This window comes from Paenibacillus sp. sgz302191, assembly GCF_057749925.1.
In genome coordinates this window covers 234,464-259,292 of record NZ_JBYLHY010000009.1, presented here as the reverse complement: position 1 = coordinate 259,292, position 24,829 = coordinate 234,464, and the positions used below count along the sequence as shown (strand labels likewise).

At 54.7% G+C, this 24,829-nt stretch carries 20 protein-coding genes and 2 riboswitches; of the genes, 7 read left to right on the top strand and 13 right to left on the bottom strand.

Features of this window, described 5'->3' with window-relative positions; all coding sequences use genetic code 11:
- Positions 1-270: 270 nt before the first annotated feature.
- A complete protein-coding gene (locus AC3G2T_RS15840; RefSeq protein ID WP_488436099.1) occupies positions 271-846 on the top strand; it encodes a BsuPI-related putative proteinase inhibitor in 576 nt (191 codons plus the stop codon).
- 227 nt (positions 847-1,073) lie between these two features.
- On the opposite strand, the gene atzF is transcribed toward AC3G2T_RS15840, so the two are convergent.
- The 4 genes from atzF to AC3G2T_RS15820 are packed head-to-tail and all read right to left on the bottom strand — an operon-like array spanning position 1,074 to position 7,955.
- Complete coding sequence (gene atzF, locus AC3G2T_RS15835) at positions 1,074-2,891, bottom strand: allophanate hydrolase (protein ID WP_488436098.1); 1,818 nt, start codon at positions 2,889-2,891, stop codon at positions 1,074-1,076.
- A gap of 21 nt (positions 2,892-2,912) precedes the next feature.
- Positions 2,913-6,551 carry an urea carboxylase gene (gene uca, locus AC3G2T_RS15830; protein WP_488436097.1) on the bottom strand — a complete coding sequence of 1,213 codons (3,639 nt, stop codon included), beginning with the start codon at positions 6,549-6,551 and terminating at the stop codon, positions 2,913-2,915.
- A 5-nt stretch (positions 6,552-6,556) separates the two neighbouring features.
- Entirely contained in the window at positions 6,557-7,207 is a 651-nt protein-coding gene (locus tag AC3G2T_RS15825; protein ID WP_488436096.1) for an urea amidolyase associated protein UAAP2, read from the bottom strand.
- A 28-nt stretch (positions 7,208-7,235) separates the two neighbouring features.
- Positions 7,236-7,955, bottom strand: a complete 720-nt coding sequence (locus tag AC3G2T_RS15820) for an urea amidolyase associated protein UAAP1 (RefSeq protein ID WP_488436095.1) — start codon at positions 7,953-7,955, stop codon at positions 7,236-7,238.
- Between the two features lie 72 nt (positions 7,956-8,027).
- Positions 8,028-8,139, bottom strand: a riboswitch (guanidine-I (ykkC/yxkD leader).
- 194 nt (positions 8,140-8,333) lie between these two features.
- A riboswitch (guanidine-I (ykkC/yxkD leader) is annotated at positions 8,334-8,434 on the top strand.
- A 67-nt stretch (positions 8,435-8,501) separates the two neighbouring features.
- On the opposite strand from AC3G2T_RS15820, the gene AC3G2T_RS15815 reads away from it, so the two are divergent.
- Complete coding sequence (locus AC3G2T_RS15815; RefSeq protein WP_488436094.1) at positions 8,502-9,857, top strand: APC family permease; 1,356 nt, start codon at positions 8,502-8,504, stop codon at positions 9,855-9,857.
- Positions 9,858-9,909: 52 nt separating this feature from the next.
- Here the strand turns inward: AC3G2T_RS15815 and AC3G2T_RS15810 are convergent, their stop codons facing one another.
- Positions 9,910-10,383, bottom strand: a complete 474-nt coding sequence (locus tag AC3G2T_RS15810; protein WP_488436093.1) for a VanZ family protein — start codon at positions 10,381-10,383, stop codon at positions 9,910-9,912.
- Positions 10,384-10,583: 200 nt separating this feature from the next.
- On the opposite strand from AC3G2T_RS15810, the gene AC3G2T_RS15805 reads away from it, so the two are divergent.
- Positions 10,584-10,676 (top strand): putative holin-like toxin, encoded by a 93-nt coding sequence (locus AC3G2T_RS15805; RefSeq protein ID WP_474684204.1) that lies wholly within the window; start codon positions 10,584-10,586, stop codon positions 10,674-10,676.
- Between the two features lie 185 nt (positions 10,677-10,861).
- Here the strand turns inward: AC3G2T_RS15805 and AC3G2T_RS15800 are convergent, their stop codons facing one another.
- Positions 10,862-12,001, bottom strand: coding sequence for an N-acetylmuramoyl-L-alanine amidase (locus AC3G2T_RS15800; protein ID WP_488436092.1), 1,140 nt, complete (start codon positions 11,999-12,001; stop codon positions 10,862-10,864).
- Positions 12,002-12,577: 576 nt separating this feature from the next.
- Between AC3G2T_RS15800 and sdaAB the strand changes: the two genes are divergently transcribed.
- The 3 genes from sdaAB to AC3G2T_RS15785 all read left to right on the top strand — a co-directional run bounded on the left by sdaAB (position 12,578) and on the right by AC3G2T_RS15785 (position 14,655).
- Entirely contained in the window at positions 12,578-13,249 is a 672-nt protein-coding gene (sdaAB, locus tag AC3G2T_RS15795; RefSeq protein ID WP_488436091.1) for an L-serine ammonia-lyase, iron-sulfur-dependent subunit beta, read from the top strand.
- Positions 13,250-13,262: 13 nt separating this feature from the next.
- Complete coding sequence (gene sdaAA, locus AC3G2T_RS15790) at positions 13,263-14,138, top strand: L-serine ammonia-lyase, iron-sulfur-dependent, subunit alpha (protein WP_488436090.1); 876 nt, start codon at positions 13,263-13,265, stop codon at positions 14,136-14,138.
- Positions 14,139-14,418: 280 nt separating this feature from the next.
- Positions 14,419-14,655 carry a hypothetical protein gene (locus AC3G2T_RS15785; RefSeq protein WP_488436089.1) on the top strand — a complete coding sequence of 79 codons (237 nt, stop codon included), beginning with the start codon at positions 14,419-14,421 and terminating at the stop codon, positions 14,653-14,655.
- Positions 14,656-15,094: 439 nt separating this feature from the next.
- Here AC3G2T_RS15785 and AC3G2T_RS15780 read toward each other — a convergent pair whose 3' ends face one another.
- The 5 genes from AC3G2T_RS15780 to AC3G2T_RS15760 all read right to left on the bottom strand — a co-directional run bounded on the left by AC3G2T_RS15780 (position 15,095) and on the right by AC3G2T_RS15760 (position 21,128).
- Entirely contained in the window at positions 15,095-16,189 is a 1,095-nt protein-coding gene (locus AC3G2T_RS15780; protein WP_488436088.1) for an S-layer homology domain-containing protein, read from the bottom strand.
- 265 nt (positions 16,190-16,454) lie between these two features.
- On the bottom strand, positions 16,455-17,354 hold the full coding sequence (gene galU / locus AC3G2T_RS15775; RefSeq protein ID WP_488436087.1) for a UTP--glucose-1-phosphate uridylyltransferase GalU: 900 nt from the start codon (positions 17,352-17,354) through the stop codon (positions 16,455-16,457).
- Positions 17,355-17,377: 23 nt separating this feature from the next.
- Positions 17,378-19,417 carry an ArnT family glycosyltransferase gene (locus AC3G2T_RS15770; protein ID WP_488436086.1) on the bottom strand — a complete coding sequence of 680 codons (2,040 nt, stop codon included), beginning with the start codon at positions 19,415-19,417 and terminating at the stop codon, positions 17,378-17,380.
- Between the two features lie 209 nt (positions 19,418-19,626).
- A complete protein-coding gene (locus tag AC3G2T_RS15765) occupies positions 19,627-20,922 on the bottom strand; it encodes a S1C family serine protease (RefSeq protein WP_488436085.1) in 1,296 nt (431 codons plus the stop codon).
- 41 nt (positions 20,923-20,963) lie between these two features.
- Positions 20,964-21,128 carry a hypothetical protein gene (locus tag AC3G2T_RS15760; RefSeq protein ID WP_474684195.1) on the bottom strand — a complete coding sequence of 55 codons (165 nt, stop codon included), beginning with the start codon at positions 21,126-21,128 and terminating at the stop codon, positions 20,964-20,966.
- A gap of 324 nt (positions 21,129-21,452) precedes the next feature.
- On the opposite strand from AC3G2T_RS15760, the gene AC3G2T_RS15755 reads away from it, so the two are divergent.
- Positions 21,453-22,493, top strand: coding sequence for an LLM class flavin-dependent oxidoreductase (locus AC3G2T_RS15755; RefSeq protein WP_488436084.1), 1,041 nt, complete (start codon positions 21,453-21,455; stop codon positions 22,491-22,493).
- Positions 22,494-22,590: 97 nt separating this feature from the next.
- Here the strand turns inward: AC3G2T_RS15755 and AC3G2T_RS15750 are convergent, their stop codons facing one another.
- Both AC3G2T_RS15750 and AC3G2T_RS15745 read right to left on the bottom strand, forming a co-directional pair.
- The gene (locus AC3G2T_RS15750) at positions 22,591-23,784 is read right to left on the bottom strand and encodes an MFS transporter (protein WP_474684193.1); all 1,194 of its coding nucleotides are present in this window, start codon (positions 23,782-23,784) and stop codon (positions 22,591-22,593) included.
- Positions 23,785-24,096: 312 nt separating this feature from the next.
- Positions 24,097-24,540 (bottom strand): MarR family winged helix-turn-helix transcriptional regulator, encoded by a 444-nt coding sequence (locus tag AC3G2T_RS15745; RefSeq protein WP_474684192.1) that lies wholly within the window; start codon positions 24,538-24,540, stop codon positions 24,097-24,099.
- Positions 24,541-24,829: the final 289 nt, after the last annotated feature.

Sequence of the window (24,829 nt, the reverse complement as noted above, 5' to 3'; positions counted from 1 at the left end):
TACAATTTTTAACAGGCATTTTAATTGGTAAAAATCCGGCTCTGCAAAATAAATATCCACAAAACTGATAGCTGTGGACAAGAGAAGTTGTGGATATGTGCATAGGATTATCCGAACTTATACACAAGAGGCTTTTGGGATATGTTGATAATGTGTATAAATTGTGAATAAGTCATTTTAGGGGATAGAATTGCGGGAAGCTTTTTCGGCGAGTTGCAGGTGGAACATTTTCCAATATCGCACCGTCTAACCGTATTGAGGTGAAGCGCTATGAAAAAACCGCAAATTTTGTGGGGAATCATGCTAATTCCATTGTTGGCCGGATGTTCAGTCATCGTAATCAAAGAAAATCAAGCATTGGAAAACCGCCGGGAACCTGCTGCGTCCATCGAAAGCGGAACGGTTAACGGACCAAAATTAGAGAAAGGCGTTCCGGAAATGAAAACAATGAAGCCCCAGCCCGTATCCGGACTTTTTAAAACTTCGCTGGAATTGAAACAAGAGAACGGGAAAATAAAACTGGACTTTTCTTTGCAGAACGTTTCAGGGAAAGACCTGCAAATTTCATACGGTTCGGGACAAAAGTATGATATTGGGGTCTATAACGATCAAAATGAAGAAGTTTACAAATGGTCGATCAATAAAGCATTTACCCAAGCTTTGATCGTGAGGGGTTTCAAGGATGCGGAGAAGCTTACGTTCAACGAGGAATGGAATCTGAACGACAATCAAAACCATCCGGTTCCGCCCGGCAAATATACAATCGCCGTCAAAGTGATGATCGGATTAGACTCCGTGTCAATTAGCAATGACGATCTGACAGATAAAATAACAGTCGAATTATAGAACGCCGCGGCGCGTACAACTTCCAGCGCGCGGTGTTGCGCCGCATGACGACGGTCGATCAAGCCGGGAAAAGGGAACGAGAAGAGGCGCGGCGGGAAAACGTTCGGGAAGGCGCGTTGATGCACGTCAAAGAGCATGGAGCAAGTTCAAACACGCCGAGGAACAGGGAGCGCGATCAAGAATACCAAGGAGCAGGAAGCCGCTTGGGCTTTCCTGCTTCTGGTGTATTATGCGGTTGCATTGCGCCAGCCGCCTGAGGCGGTAATGTCTTCCGCGTCCGCAGCCGCGTAAGCTTCGCATACGAATCCCGGCACCTCGGTGCCGTCGAGCAGCTCCACCCGGCCGATGCCCAGCGGTGCCGGGATCGAAGCGACAAAAGCGCCGAACGCCTCAAGCGGCATCGCCCACAGCTCCAGCCGGATGGACGCCCCGCCCTCCGGCCGCTTAATGAGACCGGGCTTGGCCGGAACCGTCGGCAGCTTCACCAGTTGATACTTCGCCGCGGTCAGCGCCTCGCTGAGAAATGTCGCGCCGCAGCTAAGCATCTGCCGCTCCAGCGGATAGCCGCGCATGTGCAGGCCGCAGACTGCAACGCGGACCGTCGTTTCCGCCGCAGGCGCAGATGCAGGTGCAAGTCCAGGTGCGGATGCAGATGCAACTGCAGGCGCAAAAGCGGAGGTATCCGGCGTCGCAGCCGGTTGCGCGCCAAACCATTCCGCCGCGCCGCCGAGCAGCCCTTCGTTCTCCGCGAGGGCGAACAAACTGACGCCGAACGGCGTCCGCTCCGCCGCTTCCCCCGCAGGGAGCGCAACCGCGCACAAATCGAGCAGATTGCAATGATTCGTGTAGCGACCCATATCCCGGTTCGTCCCGACCGGGTCCTGGCGCACCTGCTCGCGGGTCCACGTCCCGCCGCAGGTCGGCATGACCAGCACCGCGTCCTGCAGCAGCTTCCTCGCTTCCAGCTTGAACCGCTGGAGCCGGTGCAGCGCTTTGAACACGGAGGCCGCGTCGTACTCCGCGGCGGCTCCCGAGCGCAGGATGCGCTCCGTCACCGGGAAGGCCGTGCCCGGGTTGGCCTCGATGAAGCTGCCCAAGGCAGCCCATCGCTCGGCCACCCAGGGGCCTTCGTAGAGGATCGCCGCCGCCTGCGCGAACAGCTCCGCATCCACATACTCGATGTGGATGTCCAGCCTTTCCAGCCGCCGGACCGCCGCGTCCCAGGCGCTGCCGTACTCGCCCGCGTACGGCCCGTAGAACGCGAGCGGCCCCGCCGGCAGGCACACCTTGGCAGGCCGGCGGGCCACAGGCTGCGGCAGGCTGCGCGACCACGGGTCCGCCTCGTGGGCGCCCCGCGCCGCAGCATCCACAGCCAGCGCATCCGCGAGGCTGTGGGCGAACACCGTGACGCAGTCGAGACTCGCGCACGCCGGCACTACGCCTTTGGTCGGCCACGCGCCAAGACTTGGCTTGTAGCCGACCAGGCCGTTCAAAGCCGCGGGCACACGGCCCGAGCCCGCGGTGTCGGTGCCGAGGGCGAACGCCGCTTGCCCGCGCGCCACAGATACGGCGGAACCCGCGCTGGAGCCGCCGCTGATCCATTCGGGGCGAAGCGCGTTGTGCGTTTCGCCGTAAGGGCTGCGCGTGCCGACCAGGCCTGTGGCGAACTGGTCGAGGTTCGTTTTGCCGACGGGGATCGCCCCGGCGGCGATGAGCCGTTCCACCACGGCGGCGTGTTCTTCCGGCGTGTAGGCGTACTCCGCGCAGCCCGCCGTCGTCGGCACTCCGGCCAGGTCGATGTTGTCCTTGATCGCGAAGGGGATGCCCCAGAGCGGCGCGTCCGCCGGATCGAGGGACGCCAACCGGTCCAGGTACGGCCGGATCCGCTCCATCGACGGCGAAGTGATCCATATATTCATATCGGCGTCTTCATCGGCACGCCGGATTATTTCCCCGACAACTTCCGCAGGAGTAACCGTCCCGCTTTCATACATGCTCCGCAGCGCCGAAATGCTCAGCTCGCGCGGAAGTTCAACCTTTTTCATAAGCGTGGCACCTCTTCCTTATTATTGGGCAATGCCGACAAGCAGTTGTCCGGCGTGAACCTGATCTCCAGGATTCACAAATACCGTCGATACGCAACCGTCGCAAGGGGCGTGCTGCGGGAACTCCATTTTCATGCTTTCCAAAATGGCCAGCTTGTCGCCCTTCTTCACCCGCTCGCCTGGAGCGACAAGCACTTTCCAGACGCTTCCGGGCATAATGCCGCGCACACCGACCGTTCCTTCGGGAAGCTCGTCTTCCGCGGGCGGTTTTGCCGTCTCCTGTTCCGCGACGTACTCGGCCAGCCCTTGAGCTTTCCAGTTTTCGCGTTCGGCCTGGAAGGAAGCCTGCTGCCGCCGGCGGAACGCCCCGGCACTCTCTTCAATCGAGTCGAGGAACTGCAGGTACTCGCCGAGATCGAATGTCGTCTCCGTAATGTCCGCTTCATACCGGCCGCGCAAAAAATCTTCCCGCAGCCGCAGCAGCTCATCCGCCTCCACGGGATAAAACTGGATCTGATCGAAAAAGCGCAGCAGCCAAGGCTTGCCGGGCTTGAAGCTCGCCGTCGGCCGCAGCCTGTTCCACATTTGAATCGTGCGGCCGACGAACTGGTATCCCCCCGGCCCTTCCATCCCGTAGACGCACATGTATGCGCCGCCGATGCCGACGGCATTTTCCGGCGTCCATGTGCGCGCGGGATTGTATTTCGTCGTTACGAGCCGGTGGCGCGGGTCGGTCGGTGTCGCCACCGGCGCCCCCAGATACACGTCGCCCAGACCGAGAACGAGATAGTTGGCGCTGTACACGATCTCGCGTACGTCTTCAATGCTGTCCAGGCCGTTGATGCGGCGGATAAATTCCAGATTGCTCGGACACCACGGTGCGTCAGGCCGCACGCCCTGCTGATAGCGCTGAATCGCGAGCTGCGTCGCGGGATCGTCCCACGATAGCGGCAAGCGCACGATCCGGGAAGGAACCCGGAACGATTCCAGCGGAGGAAGCGCGGCGTCAATATCCGCGATCCGCCGGCAAGCCTCTTTAACCGTCATTTGCGACGGATCGATATGAACCTGCAGCGAACGGATGCCCGGCGTTAAATCCAAGACGGGAATCGCATCGCTATCGGCAATGGCTTGCATAAGCGCCTGCACCTGAAAACGCAGCAGCAAATCCAGTTCCATTGCGCCGTATTCGACGAGCAGGTTTTGATCGCCGCAGCAGCGGATCGTCAGCGGGAACCTGCGGCTTGCCGCAAGCTCCATGAGCTTCGGGTACTCCGCGGTCAGCGCTTCATCTGCCAGCGGCAGCGCATCGCTTCCATAACGCGGGGCCTGCCCGCCGCCGACGGCTTGCAGTTGCTCTTCCTGCCGCTGCCGCAGCGCTTCCGCCTGCTCCAGCGTCAGCAGGCGGAAGCGCACGCTGTCACCCGGGTGCAACTGGCCGATTTTCCACAGTTCCGCCGTCGCCGTCGTCACCGGACATACGAATCCGCCCAGACTCGGACCGTCCGGCCCGAGCAGGATCGGCATGTCGCCCGTCAGGTCAAGCGTGCCGATCGCATAGGCGTTATCGTGAATGTTGGACGGATGCAGCCCCGCTTCCCCGCCATCCTCCCGCGTCCAGAGCGGAGCAGGGCCGATCAATCGGACACCCGTTCTCGAACTGTTAAAATGCACTTCATAGCTAATTTCGGTCAGCTGCCGCAAATACTCGGGCTTAAGGAACTCTCCGGTGCAGTGCGGGCCCGGAATGACGCCGATCGTCCATTCCCGTGTCATGGCAGGGCGATAGACAAAATCAGGCTGAGTGACGGCGGCAGTATCGCTAGCTGCATCACCGTCCGCTCCCTTTCCGCTTTTGCTTACCCCGAGCACGTCACCGGGACGCAGGGCGCGGCCGCCGTGACCGCCGAAGCCCCCCAGCGTAAATGTGGCGGAGCTGCCGAGAATGTGCGGCATATCGAGCCCGCCCGCAACGAGCAGGTAAGTCCGCATCCCCTCCTTGGCCTCGCCGAAGCGCAGCACCTGCCCCCTGCCGGCAAAAACAGGCCGGTACATAGAAACCGCGGCCCCGTCAAGCTCGGCCTGCATGTCGGCCCCGGTGAGGCAGAACCGCATATCGCCGCGGAATTTGTAGGCGCCGCCGCGCAGCGTCAGTTCCACGCCGGGCGCGTCGTCCCCGTTGCCGAGCAGCCTGTTGCCGATGCGGAAGGAGAGCGGGTCCATCGGTCCGCAGGGCGGCACGCCCACGTCCCAATGGCGGATGCGTCCCGGGTAGTCCTGCACCGTAGATTGAATGCCGCCGTCCAGCACTTCAAGGGCATGCTCCGACGGCTCAAAACCGTTCAGCAGCCGGGTATGCACATGGCCCTCCGCAACTTCCCGCTCCTGCAGCAGCGCTTGCAAATACTGCAGGTTCGTCGTGATGCCGTACATCCGCGTCTCTTCCAGCGCGCGGATCAGCTTGCGGATCGCATCAGCGCGGTCGGCGCCGCGGACGATAATTTTCGCCAGCATCGGGTCGTACAGCGTCGTCACGGTAATGCCGTCCCGCACCCAGGTCTCATTCCGCGCGCTGTCCGACATAACCACCCGGTCCAACTGCCCCGCGCTCGGACGGAACTGCTGCAGGCAGTCCTCGGCATATATCCGGGCCTGTATACTGTGGCCGACCGGCTCCCGCAGCAGCGACTGCAAATCCTGCAGCCCGCCCTCCGCTTCGCGGACCATCCACTCGACCAGGTCGATCCCGAGCACTTCTTCCGTGACGCCGTGCTCCACCTGAAGCCTGGTATTAACTTCCAGGAAATAAAATTCGCACGTTTCGGGATCGTACAAAAACTCCACAGTGCCCGCGCTGCGATAGCCGACTTCCGCAGCCAGCCGCCGTGCGGCGGCGAACATCGCTTCACGCACTTCCCCGGACAGGTTCGGCGCCGGGCTTTCTTCGATCACCTTCTGGTTGCGGCGTTGAATCGAGCAATCCCGCTCGCCAAGGGCGACAACTTCGCCGAAGCCGTTGCCGAATATTTGCACCTCGACATGCCGCGCTCTGGCGATGTATTTCTCCAGGAACATGCCGCCGTTCCGGAAATTCGTCTCGGCAAGATGACGCACGCCGTCATAAGCGGCGCGGAGCTCCGCCTCGTCGGCGCAGACGCGCATTCCGATCCCGCCGCCGCCGGCAGTGCTTTTCAAAATAACCGGGTAGCCGATTCGCCCGGCCTCCCGCAGCGCTTCTTCGAGCCCGGTGATGAGCGGCGTTCCCGGCAGCATCGGAACCCCTGCCCGTTCGGCGATCTCCCTGGCGGAATGCTTGAGGCCGAACATTTCCATCTGTTCCGGCGTCGGACCGATGAACACGATGCCCCGCTCGCGGCATGCACGTGCGAAATCCGCGTTTTCGCTGAGGAAGCCGTAACCGGGATGTATCGCCTGAGCGCCTGTTTCCAGCGCCGTTCTGAGAATGAGCTCGGCGTTCAAGTAGCTTTCTTTGGCCGGACCTTCGCCGATCAACACCGCTTCATCCGCGTGGTCGACGTGCAAGCTGTCCTGGTCGGCGCTCGTATACACGGCAACCGAAGCGATGCCCAGCCTGCGCAAAGTGCGTTCAATCCGCACTGCAATGGCTCCCCTGTTGGCGATCAGCACTTTGTTGAACATATGCGTCACCCCTCCCATATGAGCAGCCGAATCGGCGTCGGGTTGTAGGCGTTGCAAGGATTGTTGAGCTGCGGGCAGTTGCTGATGAGCACCGTCGTGCGTCCGTGTGATTGCATCTCCACATATGCGCCGGGCGACGATACGCCGTCGTCGAACTTTAACCCCCCGTCCGGCGTTACCGGAACGTTCATGAAAAAGTTCACGTTCGGAGCCAAGTCCCGCTTCGTATAAGCGCCTTCCCGCTTCCCAAGCTGCAGCATGAACGTGTCCCGGCAGTTGTGCATCGATAGTTTGTCGTGGGAATACCGCACGGTATTGCTTTGAGCGGAGCAGGAACCACCCACCGTATCATGGCGTCCGCACGTATCGGCGACAATCGTCACCAGTTTTTTGCCGGACTCGGCTCGAAGCACCGAACCTGCGGTCAAATACATGTTGCCTTGACCGGCGATGGTCGCCACCGCACTATAATGATCTTCCGGATGATCGGCGTCATAAAACAGCGTATCCGCCGCCTGATTGCCTTCCAGATCGACGATGCGTAGCACTTGGCCCGGCTCGAGATCATGCATCCATCCGTCTCCGGCCAACACCACCGCGTCATATATGGCATCTTCGGCCTTGCGGGGACTTTCCACTCGATTAAAAACCGTCATAGGGACTCCTCCTCGAAAATAATGTTCATTAAAAACCGGATAACTCGTGGTATTCCCAAGTATTTTCAAAAGCCCGGCGATTTTCCGGCCGGTAATTCACACAGTAATCCTGCACATCCACGGGCTCTGCGGCCTGAACTTCAAACTTTACGGGAACCGACGGATACGGGGTTCGCGGATCAAGCGGGTTCGGCGTATTGGACAGCACAAGCAAAATGTCCATTTCCGTACGCAGTGTCACAGTCGCACCCGCCTGGCAGTGATTCTCGCTGAAATGCAGCACGCCCAAATCATCGCAGTATACTTTCGAGAACAAATTGACGACAGGCATCATGTCGCGCATGCCGAGACCATTGCGCACCAGTTCCACGGCGAAATTTTCCTGGCCGCTGCGAAGCCAACCGTTCCGCAGATCCTGGTAGTTCGTCGCCCCGTATTTGACATCGGTCGCCGCCCGACTTGTGTATCCGCACAGCGGATCGTGCCATCCGAGGCTGTCCTCGACAAAGCTGGCCAGCGCCCGCCCGTTATCGCTCATCAGCACGTTCCCTTTCGTCAAATGCGCCGTATGCTGCGCTTTCAGCGTATCCGGCATATTGTAGCGCTCCGTCAGCTCCCTGGCGTTAAACATCATCATCGAAACGTTCGCGCCCGATTCGAGCGCCGTAAAGCGCAGCAGCTTCCTTTTACCGATGACTCCCGACCATTTCCCTCCGGCATTAAGGGTCGTACTCCAAATGCTCCTCATCCTGACCAGCTCCTTTTCGCTTATGCGTGTAAACAAAAAGGAGACATCACGAGACTTTGACGTCTCCATGATATCTCCCAGGTTTTTATCCTTCCGTGGCACTCTTCCTGCGAAGAGCGGTTTACTCTCGGACCAGCCTGACATCCTATCTTTGGCAGCCAGCGGAACCCTAGTAAACAAAGCTATGCGGTTGTGTTAATTAAAGTAACACCATATCAAGCGATTGTCAATGAGGCTGGCGAAAAATGAGTAAATTTTGTCCGAACGCTTCTCAAACTGTTTTATTTGTGTTATATTAACTAACATAATTTTCTGATGCCTCATAATTCTTATGAAATAACAGTCAGTTCGAATTTTAAAGTCATGTATTGTGACATATATTTTGTTTTCTAGGGTTCCGCGGAAAAGCATCTCCGGCCAGGTCCGAGAGAAAACGCACAGCGCCGCTGTGTTCACGGAGGGACAAAAGCCCGGGAGGATATTCTTTTATGGATATCGCCCGGGCTTTTTCTTATGAGACTAACAACAAGGGAGAGTGCTGCTATCATGAAGTCCGAAGTCAAGCTTCGCCAAACTTTGAATCTGCGCCAAGTCGTCTATATGGGTTTGGCCTGGATGACGCCGATGATTTATTTCTCGATCTACGGGATCGCTTACGAAAATTCGCAGGGCATGCTGACCCAGGCGTATTCGCTTGCTTTTATCGCCATCTTTTTCACGGCGCACAGCTATGGCATTATGTCCAAAACGTACCCGACCTCCGGTTCCGCCTATACGTATACCGGCAAAAGCATCCATCCTTACCTCGGATTTCTGGTAGGCTGGGCGCTGCTTCTGGATTATTTGTTCTCGCCGATCATCGCCTGCCTGACGTTCGGCATTTATCTTCATGCGCAATTCCCTTCCGTGCCCGCTTATGTATGGATCGTCTCGCTAAATATCGTTTTGGCGGCCGTTGCGATAATCGGCATCCGCTTTTCGGCCAATCTCAGCAAAATTTTCGTATGGCTGCAAATTGTCTTCATCGCCGTGTTCTGTTTGTTCCTCTTTAAAAATCTTACCGGTTTAGCCGACATTCATCCGCTGCAGCCCTTTGTTCAAACGGAGATCCCGTTTTCGGCTATTTTGGCGGGCGCAGCGCTGATTTGCTTCTCTTTTCTCGGTTTTGACACCGTCACTACGATGTCCGAAGAAACGATTGATTCACAAAAAACGATTCCAAGAGCCATTATGATCATCATTATTGCGGCCAGCATTCTTTATCTGGCGCCGTCTTATTTGACCCAGCTCGCCTATCCGAATCTGACTTTTCAAAATACGGACTCGGCCGGCTTTGAAATCGTCAAGCTCGTCGGCGGCGCGGTGCTTAGCTCCATTTTCATCACGGTGCTTGTACTCGCCATCTTTACCCAGGGATTATCATCCGTGACCAGCGTCTCGCGCCTTCTGTATGCGATGGGGCGGGACTCCATACTGCCCAAACGGGTATTCGGCTCGTTGCACCCGAAGTTCAAAACCCCCGTCGTCAACGTCCTCATCGTTAGCGCAATTTCCCTGCTTGCCTTGGTCATCAGCCTCGATACGGCGGTGAAATTCGTTAATTTCGGCGCGCTGACCGCCTTCTTTTTTGTCAACATATCCGTCATCGTCAAGCGTTATGTCAAAGACCGGCAGCGTTCGTTCAAACAAACGGTCCTTTACCTTGCGCTGCCTTTGGCCGGAGCCGGATTTATCGGTTATTTGCTCTCGCTCCTCGACAAAAACGCCCTGTGGATGGGGCTCGCCTGGGTCGCTTTCGGCATCGTCTACCGACTGTTGACCGTCAAGCTTCCCGGGCATTCCCCAACGGGCGGAAAAATTAGAGCGGACATCCCGGCCGGACCTAGTTGGGGCCGAAGATGAAAGGCGGATCGACCTGCCGGGCCGCTAAATCGGCGGACGGGCAGTCCGTCGTTCAGCTTTTGGCGTACTGCTTGCCGCTGTAATCGCCTGGCTTGTTCCAGGAGGACGGAGTCCGATTTTTCAAGGAAAACACGGCGCGAATGACAAAATAGGACAGAAGCACTCCGGCGGAATCGATCATCATATCATACAATCTGCCGTCCCGATTGAAGAAAAGCTGGAGAATTTCGGTAAGAACGGCGAACAGGATCGCAACCAGCATTGCCGGTTTTTGCTTCCGTATTAAGTAAAAGGCCAAAACGTCAATCATGCCGAAGCCGAGAAAATGGCCTGTCTTCACGATAATCCAAGCGGGATGAATTTCGGTCAAATCGAACAGAAACAGCTGTGAAAAATCCGGATGCGGATCGAAAGCAAACCGGACCGTATGGTTGTAGAACAAAGATTCGAGATTACTGGTGCATGTTAAAACGACAAGAATGACGGACCACAAACAAACCAAAAAAAGCCGGTATCGAACCTTCATTCCGTTCACCTTCCTCATCATTTTTTTATCCGTGGGATTAATAAAATGATAAGATCGTGAACTGAAGCCAGGCTGATAACCAGCTGAATAACACGTTAATATTCGCTTAAATATTTCTGAAAGTTCCAATATATGCTATAATCGGTGTGCAAATAGAATAGGCTTGCAAGGGCGGTCGGCTAATCCTCTGTGAAAGGAGGATGATGCCTGTGACAGTATACGAGGCACTTATGATCATGCTTACGTTCGGACTACTTATCGTAGCTCTGCTGTCTTTCAGAAATAAGAAATAGACCGCCCTACCCAAGGTAACGGTCTATTTCTGATCGTGTTAACCTATCTAAAGCCTACCGCCCTTAAAAGCGGCTATTGCGCGGAGAGTCGTGTTACCAGCACGGCTCTCTTAGCATTGTACGCATGTCTTGAATCCAGTATACCACAAGGGCAACGAAAATATAACCCACTATCCAATGACTTCTTACACTTCCGCCGCTGTCCTGACCCACATTTCTCCCAGCCAGGTATCGATCAAATACCACTCGTTCCATTGCTCGCGGGCGTTTACCTTTTGCGAGGATAGCCAGCCCGCAGGCTCCACATCAAGCGGGCTCCGGTAGATTGCCGTGTTTTCCCGCAGTTCAATTTGCTTGTTCACCGGCTGGATCGGGGTTAAAGCATGCCCAAGGAACACCCACCGCTCTCCAAGCCAGGTATTCACTTTTCCCCAGCCACCCCTGGCGGCGGCAACTTGCAAAGGCTGAGGCGACAAAGCAGACCGGGTACGGGTCATTTTGCCCTTGGAAAATTCATACAGCCAGGTTTGGATCGGCATGTAGATCCGGGATTGCCCCTCAACCTCCGGCTCTTCCACCCGGGCGGCCAAAGCCGAATTAATGCCCGCCGCGATCCCTCCGGTCAGTTTATTTAAGTAACCGGGATCCGACAGCTTCCTGTCTTCCTGCGGATTTGTCATAAATCCCATCTCGACCAAAACCGTCGGCACCTTGGACCAATTGAATCCGGTCAAATCGGAGCGCGGCACGGCGCCCCTGGATACGGCTCCCGAAGCTGCTGCCGCTTCCCTTAAAATGATTTCCGCCGCTTCCTTGCTCGGGGCGTAAATCGCTTGAGTCCCCTCGCTCCATGCCGGATACAGCACAGAGATGCCCTGCGTCGCTGGAGAGCTGTCGCCATCGGCGTGAATCCGCACGGCCAAATCTGCGTGAGCTTCGTTGCACATTTGTGCTCTTTCCGCATTCGAAATGTCGACGTTGTGGGACTCCCTGGTCATGACCACCTTGTAGCCCAGCAGTTCCAGCTCTTTTTTGAGCAGCAGCGAAGCTTCTAAGGTCAGCACATACTCCGGCTTTTTCGTGGCTACTCCCGTTGTCCCGGAAGACACTTTCGCTTTCATTTCCTTTGAATTCGGAGCGACGGGCTCCGGATCATTGTTTCCGTGCAGTTGATGCCCGGGATCCAGGCAAATAAGCTGCTCGCCCTGAGCTTTGGCGCTAACCGGCGCCGGCACTAGCGACCCGAACAACAGGACGAGTGACAAACAAATAAAACCAAGACTGCTGCTGCAGCGTAAAAGGCGACTCCCCGATCTGTTCCGCATGTAAGTTTACTCCTGCCTTCAGCCTCCGCTTTACCCGTTTTCCGGATCGGGAGGGACTCCGATGATTGATTTTTGCTCGAATTGAGCTTTAAGCACTTTACACATGCAAATTATAAAATTTTTCTCGTAAAATGTCACTGCTGCTATGACCGCGGCTGCCCGGTGGAGTAAGGACGCCTCCCATTAACAGCTGTCCGGCCGAAGAAAGCACTGCAGCAAAATGGTGCGCGAGGGGCTGTTCGGAGATACGGATGCGGATGCGGCATTTCCGGGCATCTGCTGCGGATCAAGCGGGCAAATCGCTTGCTGCTCAGCTCGCGAAGCGGCCGATTCCTGAATTTATTGCGCGTTATACGCATAAACTGTCCAAAACGGCTGGTTCGACCGACGGCGTTTACGGACGCCGGGCTATCGGCTCAGGCCAAAACGGAGCTGCCCGGACGGCTGGACGGCGAGTCCTGCGATTGTCTCGTACCGGCCGGCGTGTCCCCGCCCCAAACGTCCATGTCCGTTCAAGCCGCGGCTATCCAGCTGTCCTTTGCGGATTGTATATCCTTGTCTCGGAGACGATGGCTCATGCGATTTAAAGACGTTTTTTCCATTATCGGTCCTGCTATGGTCGGACCGTCAAGCTCCCACACGGCAGGAGCCGCCCGGATTGGCCGGGCGGCTCGCCAGCTTTTCGGCGGACAGCCTGCCGATGCGCACATTATTTTTTTCGGCTCGTTCGCCGCCACCTATGCGGGCCATGGCACCGACCGGGCGATTGTCGGCGGGCTGCTCGATTTCCGGCCTGATGATACCCGCATTTCGAATGCGCTTGAAATCGCCGGACAGAGCGGGCTGCACATTGCCTTTGAAATCGGCAAAGGCTTATATCCGCACCCGAACACAGCCAAGCTGATTCTTTCCGGCCCAACGAAACAGAAGCAGCTCACTGTAGTCGGCACGTCCATCGGGGGAGGCAACATTGAGATCGTCGAAGTGAACGGATTCAGCGTCAAAATGACCGGCATTTACCCGACTCTGGTTTTGCAGCACCGCGATTGGACCGGTGTCATTGCCGATATCACCCAGCTGCTGCGCCAGCATGAAACGAATATCGGCTACATGTCTGTCGACCGCAAAAGCCGCAGCGGAGATGCCCTCACCGTGCTGGAACTGGACGGTCCGGTGACCGCTGAGCTTATGGAGGAACTGCGCCATATACCGGCATTGCAGTCGATACAAATCGTAGATTTGCAATAGGAGGTTGGACGTAATGAATTTTCGCACATTAGACGAGCTAGCCGCGTTAAGCCAGTCCAAGGCAACCGGCATTGGCAGGCTCATGCTGGAGGAGCAGTCCGCTGAATCGGGACGGGATTCCCGGCTGGAATTCGCCAAGATGGCGGACTATTACGCCGTTATGAAAGACGCGGTGCAGCGCGGGCTGCGGGAAGATACGACATCGCGCAGCGGCTTGACCGGGCTGGACGCCCAGCGCGTCATGGCTTATCGGAGCCAAACCGAGCCCAATCTTGGCGGAGATGCGAGCCTGGCCATGGCCTACGCTCTGGCCGTCTCGGAAGTGAACGCGTCCATGGGGAGAATCATCGCGACGCCGACGGCCGGCTCGTGCGGCATTATTCCCGGCGTGTTCGTCAGCTGTCAGCAAAGGTTCGGCTGGAGCGACGAACATTTGGTGTACGGCTTATTCGCCGCAGGGGCTATCGGCTACGTGATCGCCAACAACTCTTTCGTCTCCGGCGCCGAAGGCGGCTGCCAGGCTGAGGTCGGCTCCGCCATCGGCATGGCGGCCGGCGCGCTGACCGAACTGCGCGGCGGCACGCCCGCACAAGCGGTTCACGCCGTCGGCCTCGCGCTGAAAAACTCGCTCGGACTCATCTGCGATCCCGTAGGCGGGCTCGTCGAAATCCCCTGCATCGTCCGCAACGGCTTCGGCGCCGTCACCGCCCTCGCGGCAGCGGATATGGCGCTCGCCGGCGTGCGGAGCGTCATCCCGTCCGACGAGGTCATCCAGGTGATGCTCGAGGTAGGATCGGCGATGCCGGAGCAGCACCGCGAAACGGCCGGCGGCGGCCTGGCCCAGACGCCGACAGGCCGCCGCATCATGAACGACTTGAAAAAACGCTGATCATGAGCAGCGATGGAGGGCCTTGAGAAAGCGCGAGAGCGTTGAAACTCGCCCGCTAGAATCAGCACGGACAACGCGGGGAAAGCCTGCGAAAGCGCAGGTTTTGCCCGTGGATACGCTTGAAGTGAGAGGGCACAAGGTGGTTGGCAGGGAGAACCCTGCGAAAGTGTAGGTTTCTCCCGTGGATACGCTTGAAGTGGAGGGCACAAGACGGTTGGCAGGGAGAATCCTGCGGAAGTGTAGGTTTCTCCCGTGGATGTGCTGAAGTGGAGGGAACAAGGTGGTTGGCAAGGGAAAGCCTGCGAAAGCGCAGGTTTTTTTCATAAAAGTGGTTCATTTTGGCGAAAAGCCTGCAATTGTGCAGGAATTTTCGATGAAAATGAACCTGAGCCCATGTTCGCGGCGAAAAGCCTGCACATTTGCAGGAATTTGTCGTAGCCAGCGCATCAACCGAGCAAAAACTGCACTTTTGCAGGTTTTCTTCACGCAACCGGGCGGATTGGGCGACCTCCCTTAGCATGGGTTACTGGGCGGCCTGACAGGCGCAGGTTTTGCGTGCTCGGTGTTGTGCTGGGAGGTATTGCACCGGGGAGATGTTGCGCCGAGGGCTGTTGCGTCAGGAGATGTTGCACCGGGGAGATGTTGCGCCGAGAGCTGTTGTGCCAGGGGCTGTTGCGCCAGGAGCTATTGCGCAGGAGCCACGCCCAAGTGCGGCACTTTTCGCAGAAGAAGCCTGCATTTTTTCAGCTTTTCAGGTGCCAGCCGGGTCCCGCCCGCCTTCGGCGATGAGATAAACCTCTATCGAGGTCTTTCGAAGATGTGGGGCTGCACTCAGAGGCAGATTTATTCGCCAATCAGAACGATTGTCCTACTGCCCCACGCGCTTAGCGCTGCATATGGCAACAAAAAAAACGCCCCCACACCTAAAAGGTTTGGGAGGCGTCTTTTTTATCGGCTCATTGGCTGCTATCGCTGGTGAGACAACGATCGAGCAGTGTCGCTACTTCAGCGCGGGTAATGGTATGCGTAGGTGCGAAGTTTCCTTGCTCGTCCCCTTGAATTAAGTTATGTTGAACCGCAGTTGCGATATATGGACGGAGAGCGGCAGGAATGCTGTCGGCATCTTTGAATTTCTCTTTAAGCAGTTTGTCGGCGGAAGCCGTGTCCATCAAAGTAGTCGAAGGCTTGTTCTTCAAAAGTATTTTTACGAGGCTGACCGCTACATCTTGCCGCTTCGCTCCGTCGGTCGGATTGAAGGCCGAATTGCCGTTAGCGTCGGTTTGCGGATCGAGGTAATCTTTTACCGCGGCAATGTTGTTGTAGGACCATCTGTTTTTCTGCACATCCGAGTAATTAGGAGTTTTCGAAGTGTCCGCAGTTAAATTAAAGCCTCTGGACAGCATCGCAGCCAACTCTTCGCGTGTGACGGTCGAGTCCGGGTTAAAACGCTTGTTCTGGTCCCCCTGAAGAACGCCTCTGCCTACCAGATCATTGATGGACTTGTTAGCCCAATGATTTTTAATATCGATCAAACCTTTATCGTCGTTGGATGGAGAGTTGGTCGCTGTTGTCGCTGTGTTATTGTAGACAGGGTCGGTCTTTTGCGTTTGCCAATTCCAATTCGCCAATGTGTTTGCGAGGTTTGCGTTATCGATTTGCTGGTTCAAACGGTCGGGAAAAGCGGCTTTTTGCTTGTCGGCCTGATCCTTGGTAAGCGTGCCGGCATTAACGTCGGCGTCGATGGAAGTGTTAACGGCATCCTTCAGCTTTTGTAGAAAAGCGTCTTTGCCGAATCCTTTATCAGAAGCTATTTGCGATAGCGTTCTGCCTTTTTTCAATTCCGTAGTCATTGCCGCCTCGTCGACCCCGAGCAGCTTGGCGCCTTCTTTGACCATTCTGCTGTCCTGATTTGCGGATGTGTCGGTTGCTGCGCTGTACTTCGAAGTCGGCGTTGCCGCGTAGGCTTGACTATTGAGAAGGACGCTGCCTGAGCTGAACAGGCAAGTAGTAAGAAGAGTGCCGGCGATGATTTTTTTGCTTAGTGCTTTCATGATGTAGTTCCACCTCTCGGATAAGTTATTGTTTCTTACAAGGACAAGTATAGACCCCTAACCTGAATATCCCCTGAGCTTGCCCTTAAGAGACAATGAGAACTGCCTGAGAATCCCCTGAATGCGGCAAAAGCGCCAAACCGCGCTGAAGAGGGCCAAATGACGGTAAAAAAAGAAAAAGCATCATCGGCGGCAAGGTTTACGGGAAACCGCTGCGATCATGCTTTTTCAATCCATGCGTATCGCTCTTGTACTGGGCAAAGCTTCATACGCTCTTCTTCATATTCTCTTTACCGCGTTCCTTCAATATAAGCATCTCCAGATAATCGAGCAGGCGCGTACGGAGGCTTTTTCTTTGCAGGCCCATTTCTACGAATGCCTTCATATATCCGAATTTGTCTCCGATATCATATCTTTCTCCGTTCAGTTGGAGCGCGAGCAGCCCCTCGGTACGGCATACTTCGCGCAGCGCGTCGGTAAGCTGGTATTCGTTGCCGGCCCCTCTCTCGATCGTTTGCAGCGCGTCAAACACCGATGGCTTCAAAATATATCTGCCCATCACCGCCATATTGGACGGCGCTTGATGCGGAGCCGGCTTTTCGATCATGTCGCGCACGGAATACGTTCGGTTGAGGTTTCTGACCGGATCGATGATGCCGTATTTGCTCACCTCGTCCGGCGGGACGGGCTGTACGCCTACAATATTCATATCCGCGGTTTCGAACAGCCGGATCATCTCCTGCAGCACCGGGGTATCGCTGACCATGATGTCGTCGCCGAGCAAAACGGCAAACGGTTCATTGCCGACAAACGGCTGCGCGCAAAGGATGGCATGGCCCAATCCGAGCGGTTCCTGCTGTCGGATATAATGAATATTCGCCATCTGATTGATGTTCTGTATTTCTGTGAGCAGCTCGCTTTTGCCTTTTTCGCGAAGAATTTGTTCCAGTTCAACGGATTTATCAAAATGATCCTCGATCGACTTCTTATTACGCCCCGTCACAATCAAAATACTTTCAATTCCCGATTGAACGGCTTCTTCCACAATATATTGAATGGCCGGCTTGTCGACGATCGGCAGCATTTCCTTAGGTTGAGCTTTGGTAGCGGGCAATATGCGCGTTCCCAAGCCTGCGGCAGGAATAATAGCTTTCTTGATTTTCATTTTGATACACTCCTTGTCTCGGATTAGGATTGAATTTCGTATAACGTCATCGAACTGCCCATGCGCATTGGCGCGCCCTGGCCCTGCGTCGTGTCTTGAGTTGTGCTCGAAGTTGAGTTCGAAGCTGCCGCAGCCGAAGTCTGCCACTCATCGCTCGAAACCACGCTTCCGTTTTCTTGAATCCAATTCGTCAGCTCGGAGCTGTCGCTGCCCGGGGAACCCGATCCCTCAAGCAGGAAGTATTTGACTTCTTTGTTTTTCACTAAAGTTTTGAGCTGAGCCAGCGTCAAAATCGGGTCGGACCCCGAAAAGCCGCCCATCGCCATAACCGGCTTGCCGGATTCGATAATATAAGGCGCTGCCGATGTGGCGCGCATTGTGGCGAATAAATATTTTTCGCCGGTGTTGTGCTCGGTCAAATATTGCAGCAGCTTGGCGTTCACTTCTTCTTGCCCCATGCCTGCGCCCTGTGACGAGGATTTCAACTGAGGCCCCGCTTCAGGCAGCATGCTGTTGCCGCCGTACATAAGCGGCGTAGCGGACCAATACAGCGGAACGACCAGCAGGACGAGCAGCCCGGCAGCGGCGGCGATCCGGTTCCATTTCGCTTTTTGCGTGCGCAGACCGAGATATGCGGATACCAGGACGCCCGCTGCGCCGATCCCTATGGACCAGCCGATACCGATTTGACTCGTATAATCGGACATGATGTATAGCTGAAGCGCTGTCGTAGCGAGAATGCCCGTCGGCAGCAGCCACATCCGCCAGCCGGCCTTATCGCAGTAAAGCCTCCACATTTCGACCCATCCTGCTCCTACAAGCGCTGCGATCGAAGGAGCGAGCATGATCAGGTAGTATTGATGGAAAAAGCCTGCGACGCTGAAGAATGCCATGGCGGGAAGCAGCCATGCGAGCCAGAACAGCGTTTCTTTCTGTTTGTCCGTCAGCGGCTTTCTGCGGTGGATGCCTGCAAGCAGCCCGGCGGAGCCAAAGGCTGCAAAAGGGATCAGCCAACTGATCTGCCCGGACAGGCCGGATTGGAACAGCCGCAGCGGTCCGGCACTCCCCGTGCCGAATGCGCCGCCGCTGCCGCCGCCCATCGGTCCGCCGCCACCATCGCCGGCCTGCGGTCCGACCGCGCTTCCGTCGGCTGAAGCGCCGGTGCTTGCAGCGGAGGCTGTGCCGTCGCTGCCGGTTTGCCCCTGCTCGGTGGCGGTGCCTGCCGTCGCCGGAGCTTCTTTCGGCGCGCCCCCGCTGCCGCCACCGACTATCCCGGAGCCCGTTAAACGGGATACGCCGTTATACCCGAAGGCCAGCTCCAGGACGGAGTTGGTCTGGCTGCTGCCGATATAGGGCCGGCTGTCTTTGGCAATCGAGTCTACCGTCACCGCCCACGAGACGGATATCGCGACGAGCAGGACGGTTGAGGCGGCAAGAACGGCCAGTTTCTTTTTCCAATTGGCGCGAAAAGCGATCAAGTACAGCAAGTAAAAAGCAGGTACAACCATATACGCTTGAAGCATTTTTATGTTGAAAGCGAGGCCGACCGTGCCGAAGGCGGCTGCGACCCACCCCCACTTGTGATTGCGGATACCGCGCAGCAGCATCCAGACGGCGAGCAGCAAAGTGAATACAAGCAAGCTGTCCACGTTGTTCGTTCGGGCAACCGCTACCGCAATCGGCGTACAGGCAAAAACGAACGCGGCCATGCGGGCGGCAATCTTGCCGTAAGTCGGCTTCACCGTAAAATAGATCAGCAATACGGAACCGATACCAGCCAAAGCCTGCGGAAGGATGACGCTCCAGCCGCTAAGCCCGAACAAGTAGGCGCTGGCGGTCTGCAGCCAAAACGTAACAGGCGGTTTATCGACTGTAACGAAGCCTCCCGGGTCAAACGATGCGAAGAAAAAATTATGAAAGCTTTGAAGCATGCTGGTAACCGCCGACGTGTAATAAGCGTTGACATAGGTCTGGTTCCAAATATTCCAGACGTTTAAAAAAGCCGATAACAAAACCGCTGCAACCAAAAAATAGTCCAAATTCCGCAAAGATTTTGCGTGCATATTGCCCACCCCTTTGTGCCAAATCGTTGTCTCTTTCGTTATGTATACTGTAACGAACGAAACTGAATCGGCCCTGAGGGCGGCCTGAGCATTTCTTGATAGCCTGCTTAACATTTACTGAAAAGAAATCCCGGGCTCAGGAAGACAAAAACCCATTGACGCATAAGTCAACGGGTTTGCATTTGTCCTGGTTTCCTGCACAATCCGGCTTATTTCCGGGTGGAAGCAGTGCCTGCGTTATTTTTATCCCCGACGGTAACCGTCAGATCTTGAGATTGGCCATTGCGGGAAATCGTCACTTTCATCTTATCCCCGACTTTGGCCGCCTGAACCTGTTTGGTCAGCTGCTCTGCGCTCGAAATACTCGTTCCGTTGATGGCCGTAATGACATCATACTGGCGGATACCGGCTTCGAAGGCGGGCGATTTTTGCTGTACGGCAGCGACAAAGGCGCCATCGGTATTTTTCAATTTAAAATCGGACAGCATATCTTGCGTAACATCCTGAACGCTGACGCCCATGTAAGGAGAAGCTTCTTTCGGAATCGCTTCGTTGTTTTTCAATTTATCCAGAACGGAATTGATTGTGCTTGTCGGAATGGCAAAGCCGATGCCTTGAGCTTCCGAGCTGACAGCCGTGTTGATGCCGATCACTTCGCCGTTCATATTGAGCAGCGGACCGCCGGAGTTGCCGGGGTTAATCGCCGCATCCGTCTGAATCAGATGCTTGTAGTTTCTTGTGCCCTGCTGGTCGTCGATGCTGATCGAGCGTTCTTTGGCGCTGAGCACGCCGGATGTAACTGTATAGTCGAAGTCGTACGGATTGCCGATGGCGACAACCCCGTCTCCCGGTTGAGCATTATCCGAATTGCCGATCGGCAAGGAGGCGAACTCTTTGTTTCCGGAAATTTTGAGCACTGCCAGATCCAGATCGTAGCTGTTGCCCAGCAAAGTCGCTTTGAACGGCGTATCGTAGCCTTGTACGTACACGTCGATCTCATCGGCGCCGTCAATTACGTGCTCATTGGTTAAAATATAACCGGAGGACTCGAAAATAAATCCGGAGCCGAGCCCGCTTTCCTGCAAGCTGCCGCTGTTGTCGCCCTGGGACTGGCTGCCGCCACCGCTGCCGTCACCAAGAAACTGCCGGAAGAACGGGCTGTCGTATAGCGGGTTGCTGCTTTTCGTCTTGGTCGCTTTCGTTTTCGTCTCGATTTTGACTACGGCAGGACTGGCCTGTTTGGCAATAGCAGCTATGCTGTTCGTTCCGGTGGAAGCGCCCAGCGATGCGGTCTGTACGCCGCGGCCGGTCGTCGTTCCCGCTGCCGCGGCGACCGTTCCGCTTGCAAGCGGCTGAACGCCGCCGGTAAACAAATTCAGCTTATCGGAAGCGAACATAAGACTGCCGACTACGACCGCTCCGGCCATAAAAGCCGCGAAGACGCTTTTCATGGAAGTTTTGCGACGTTCCTCAGGTGTATGATTGGTTGGAATTAATTCGTTCATTGGATATACCACCTTTCTTTTATTTGCAATCTATAAAATGTTTAAGCTATAACGGACCAATTGGAGAGCGCGGATACGATTTTCCGAATGCGTTCATCCAGCTTGATCTGGCCGACAGACCGGGAAACGGCATTGTCTGAAGCTGCGGCGTAAATTTTGTTGTATACGATAGCTTCGGCCGAACTATGGCTTGGTTTAGCGCTCATGTTCATTCCACCTAACTGTGTTGGATTAACTTTATGTTTTGAGTATAGATGCCTAACCTGAAACGCTCCTGAAGCTATGCTGATAAGAACATAAAAACTATCTGAAAATACGCTGAATTTGCGGGCGGCAAAAAACCTCTCCCACAGCGGCAAACCGCTGCAACAGAGGCTTTTATAAGGAAATTTAAAAAAGTATCCCTAGCTGGTATAAAAAAGATACTATACTACAAATAAGTTGGTACTTGCTTTAATTTGCATAATATCTAATAATGAGAGCATGGTTATTATCGTTGGATTTTACTTATCGAGGAGGTTGACGACTTTATGTTCGAAGATAGTAGTACAACCAAACAAAACAAGCGATTTGATGAGGTGCCTGTTTCCGTTCTGGACCTGGCCCCTGTCGTTGAAGGCAGCAACCCTGCCGAATCTTTTCGTCGGACGCTTGATCTTGCGCAGCATGCCGAAAAGTGGGGCTATCACCGGTATTGGCTGGCTGAGCACCATAACATGGCCGGCGTTGCCAGTTCGGCCACTTCGCTTATTATCAGCCATGTCGCGGCAGGCACTTCGAGAATCCGCGTAGGCTCAGGCGGCATCATGCTGCCCAACCACGCCCCTCTGGTCATTGCCGAGCAATTCGGCACGCTGGAATCGTTGTATCCGGGGCGCATCGATCTGGGGCTGGGAAGAGCCCCCGGATCGGACCAGCTTGCTTCCCGCGCTCTGCGCCGCGGTCTGGGCAGCGACGGGCATGATTTCCCCGAACTGCTCAGCGAGCTGCGCGGTTACCTGGACCCGTCCTTGGGAACCAACATGCCCGGCGTGCGGGCCGTTCCCGGCGAAGGGCTGAACATCCCGATCTGGCTGCTCGGCTCAAGCGGATTTAGCGCCCAGCTCGCAGGCCAATTGGGCTTGCCGTTCGCTTTTGCCAGCCATTTTGCCCCGGACTATTTGATGCCGGCCCTGGAACTGTACCGCAGCAGCTTCCGTCCGTCTAAAGTGCTGGACAAACCTCATGCTATGGTAGGCATCAGCGTCGTTGCCGCCGATACCGACGAAGAAGCGCAAAAATTGTCCACGTCGCAGCAGCAGCTGTTTCTCAATCTGATCCGCGGCCGGCCCGGCTTGTTGAAGCCGCCTGTGGACAGTATGGAGCCGCTCTGGCTGCCGCAGGAAAAAGCCCACGTCCTGAAGCAATTGAGCTTCACGGTTGCCGGAAGCAAAGAAACGGTACGTGAGCGGCTGCAGCAGATCCTGAATAAAACGGAAGCCGACGAAATCATTGTGGCCGGGCAAATTTTTGATCACAACGCCCGTCTGCGCTCCTACGAAATACTTGCCGAAATCGTGCAAGGAAAGTAAAAATCAACAATGAAACCTCCGACTCCACTTGATTGCCGTGGTTTCGGAGGTTTTTTTGCTGCGCCTCGCTTCTATATAAAATGCACACCTCAAAGATTTACTTCTTCTCTGTGGCGAAATAAAGCAGAGCAATGACCGGAAAGATTATTCCTACCCATAATGCTGCACTCCATCCTCCTAATGCGTATACCCATCCGCCGATAGCGGATCCGACGGCACCGCCCAAAAAGAAAATAGCCATGAATAGCCCGTTTAATCGGCTGCGGATTTCTGGCCCTAACGAGAAGATTGACCGTTGTCCAAGCACAAGATTTGCAGATACTCCAGCGTCCAATAGAATGGCTGATACGACTAAAACAGCTATTCCGACAGGCGAACTTGTCTGGATGATGAGTGGCAGCAAAACAGAAACGACGACAATCGTGAGAGCTATCCCTGTAGACGATCTGGTCAAGCCGCGATCAGCCAGTCGGCCGGCTATAGGTGCCGCTATAGAACCCGCGACTCCGACAAGGGCGAACAACGCAATGGCTTTTTGAGAAAAATGAAAAGCAGGACTGGTCAACAATAACGGAACTGTTGTCCAGAACAAGCTGAAAGTCCCAAACAAACACGCATGATAAACGGCTCGACGGCGTAAGATCGGGGTAGTCCGAAGCAGATGCCACATTGAACCAAGGAGGACTACATAGTGCGTGTTTGCCGTGGGCTTCCTTGCAGGAAGGACCTTAGCCAGCACGATCGCCAGGAGAACAATAACTGCGGCTGACAGGGCGAATATCGCATGCCAGCCTAAGAAGTCAGCCACCAGGCTCGATAACGGACGTGAGAGCATGATACCAAGTAACAGACCACTCATGACATTGCCTACAACACGGCCGCGTGTTGCTTCCGTTGCAAGGTATGATGCAAAAGGCACGAGTACTTGTGCAGCTACCGACCCCAACCCGATGAAAAGTGAAGCCGCTAAGAAAAGCATAGCGTGTTTCACGACTGCAGCGGCAATCAGGGCGACTGCGCTGAGCAGTAAAGTGACGACTACCAGCCTTCGATTTTCAATAATATCCCCCAAAGGTACGACAAACAGCAAGCCGACAACATACCCAATCTGGGTTAACGTTACGATCAAGCCGGCACTTCCGGCAGACATCCCAATTGAAGAGCTGATTAAACCTACCAAGGGCTGTGCGTAGTAAAGATTAGCTACAATGATACCGCATGCGGCCGCCAGAAGTATGGCTAACCATGCCGGGAGATCCTTTTCGATGGCTTGTTTTTTTGAAAAAGTCATAGTTACAACTCCTTATTTGGAAATCATATTGACATATGGATTTTATTCAAGCGCCGCGATGATCCCCCCTTCTTTACCGATAACGCAATTAAATACTGCACTTAATGTTCACTAATTAATGATTAAATAATATACTGAACGTATAGTTTTGTAAATAGGTGATTTCATTAATTTATACTTTTCAGTTCGGATACATGCGTGCGAAAGTTGGGAAGGTAAAATCATTACGGAGTTATTAGGCGAGGCGCTGCATCTTCAAATGCAAAAAAGCCCGAACAAACATCTTCGGGCAAAAGTTACTCTGCAGCAGATTTATTTATCCGCCGTTTTGCATTTTTGGATTAAAGACTGCAGCTCATTCTGGAGGCCGTCCTCTAAAAAGGCAGACTGAATAATTTCGTTAAAAGTTACCAAGGCTCTTTTAAATTTATTTTCGCCGAGCTCCGTCAAATGGGTGTAGATCCCTCTCCGATCGTCTTCACAAACGTGCCGCTGCAAAGCACCGCAGCTTTTAGCTTCCATTCTGCCTACCAGTCTTGATACGGCGCTTTGACTTAAGCCGACCATTTCCTCCAATTTCTGTAACCTTAATTGTTTATCGCTTGTTTGGGACAGGAAATAAAGAACATAGAATTCTTTTAACGATAAACTATAGTTCTCTTGTAGAGCACTCTCCAATTTATTATTAATGCTCGTTTGTATATTGGTAAAAGACAGCCAGTTATCTAATAGTTCATTGTTGGCGCTAGTATGCATATAAGTCTCACCTGTTCTGTTTCAAATAATATAGTCATCCGGATTATTACAGCCGCTTTTCATTATTTTAAGAATATCATAATGATTATTCCCAAGCTAGACCGCAGCATTCATGTTTATGCTTTTTTGTGCAAATAAAAAAATTGGATTTAGACAGCCTCCCCTCTCGGTAACGGTCTTCATGACCGCCCACATCTTCTTCGCGCGTTCAAAAATTGTGATTCTGACCAGCGTCAAAGGACGTTACTGGAAAACAAAAGCTGCCGTATACTATTCTACGTTTCTCTAA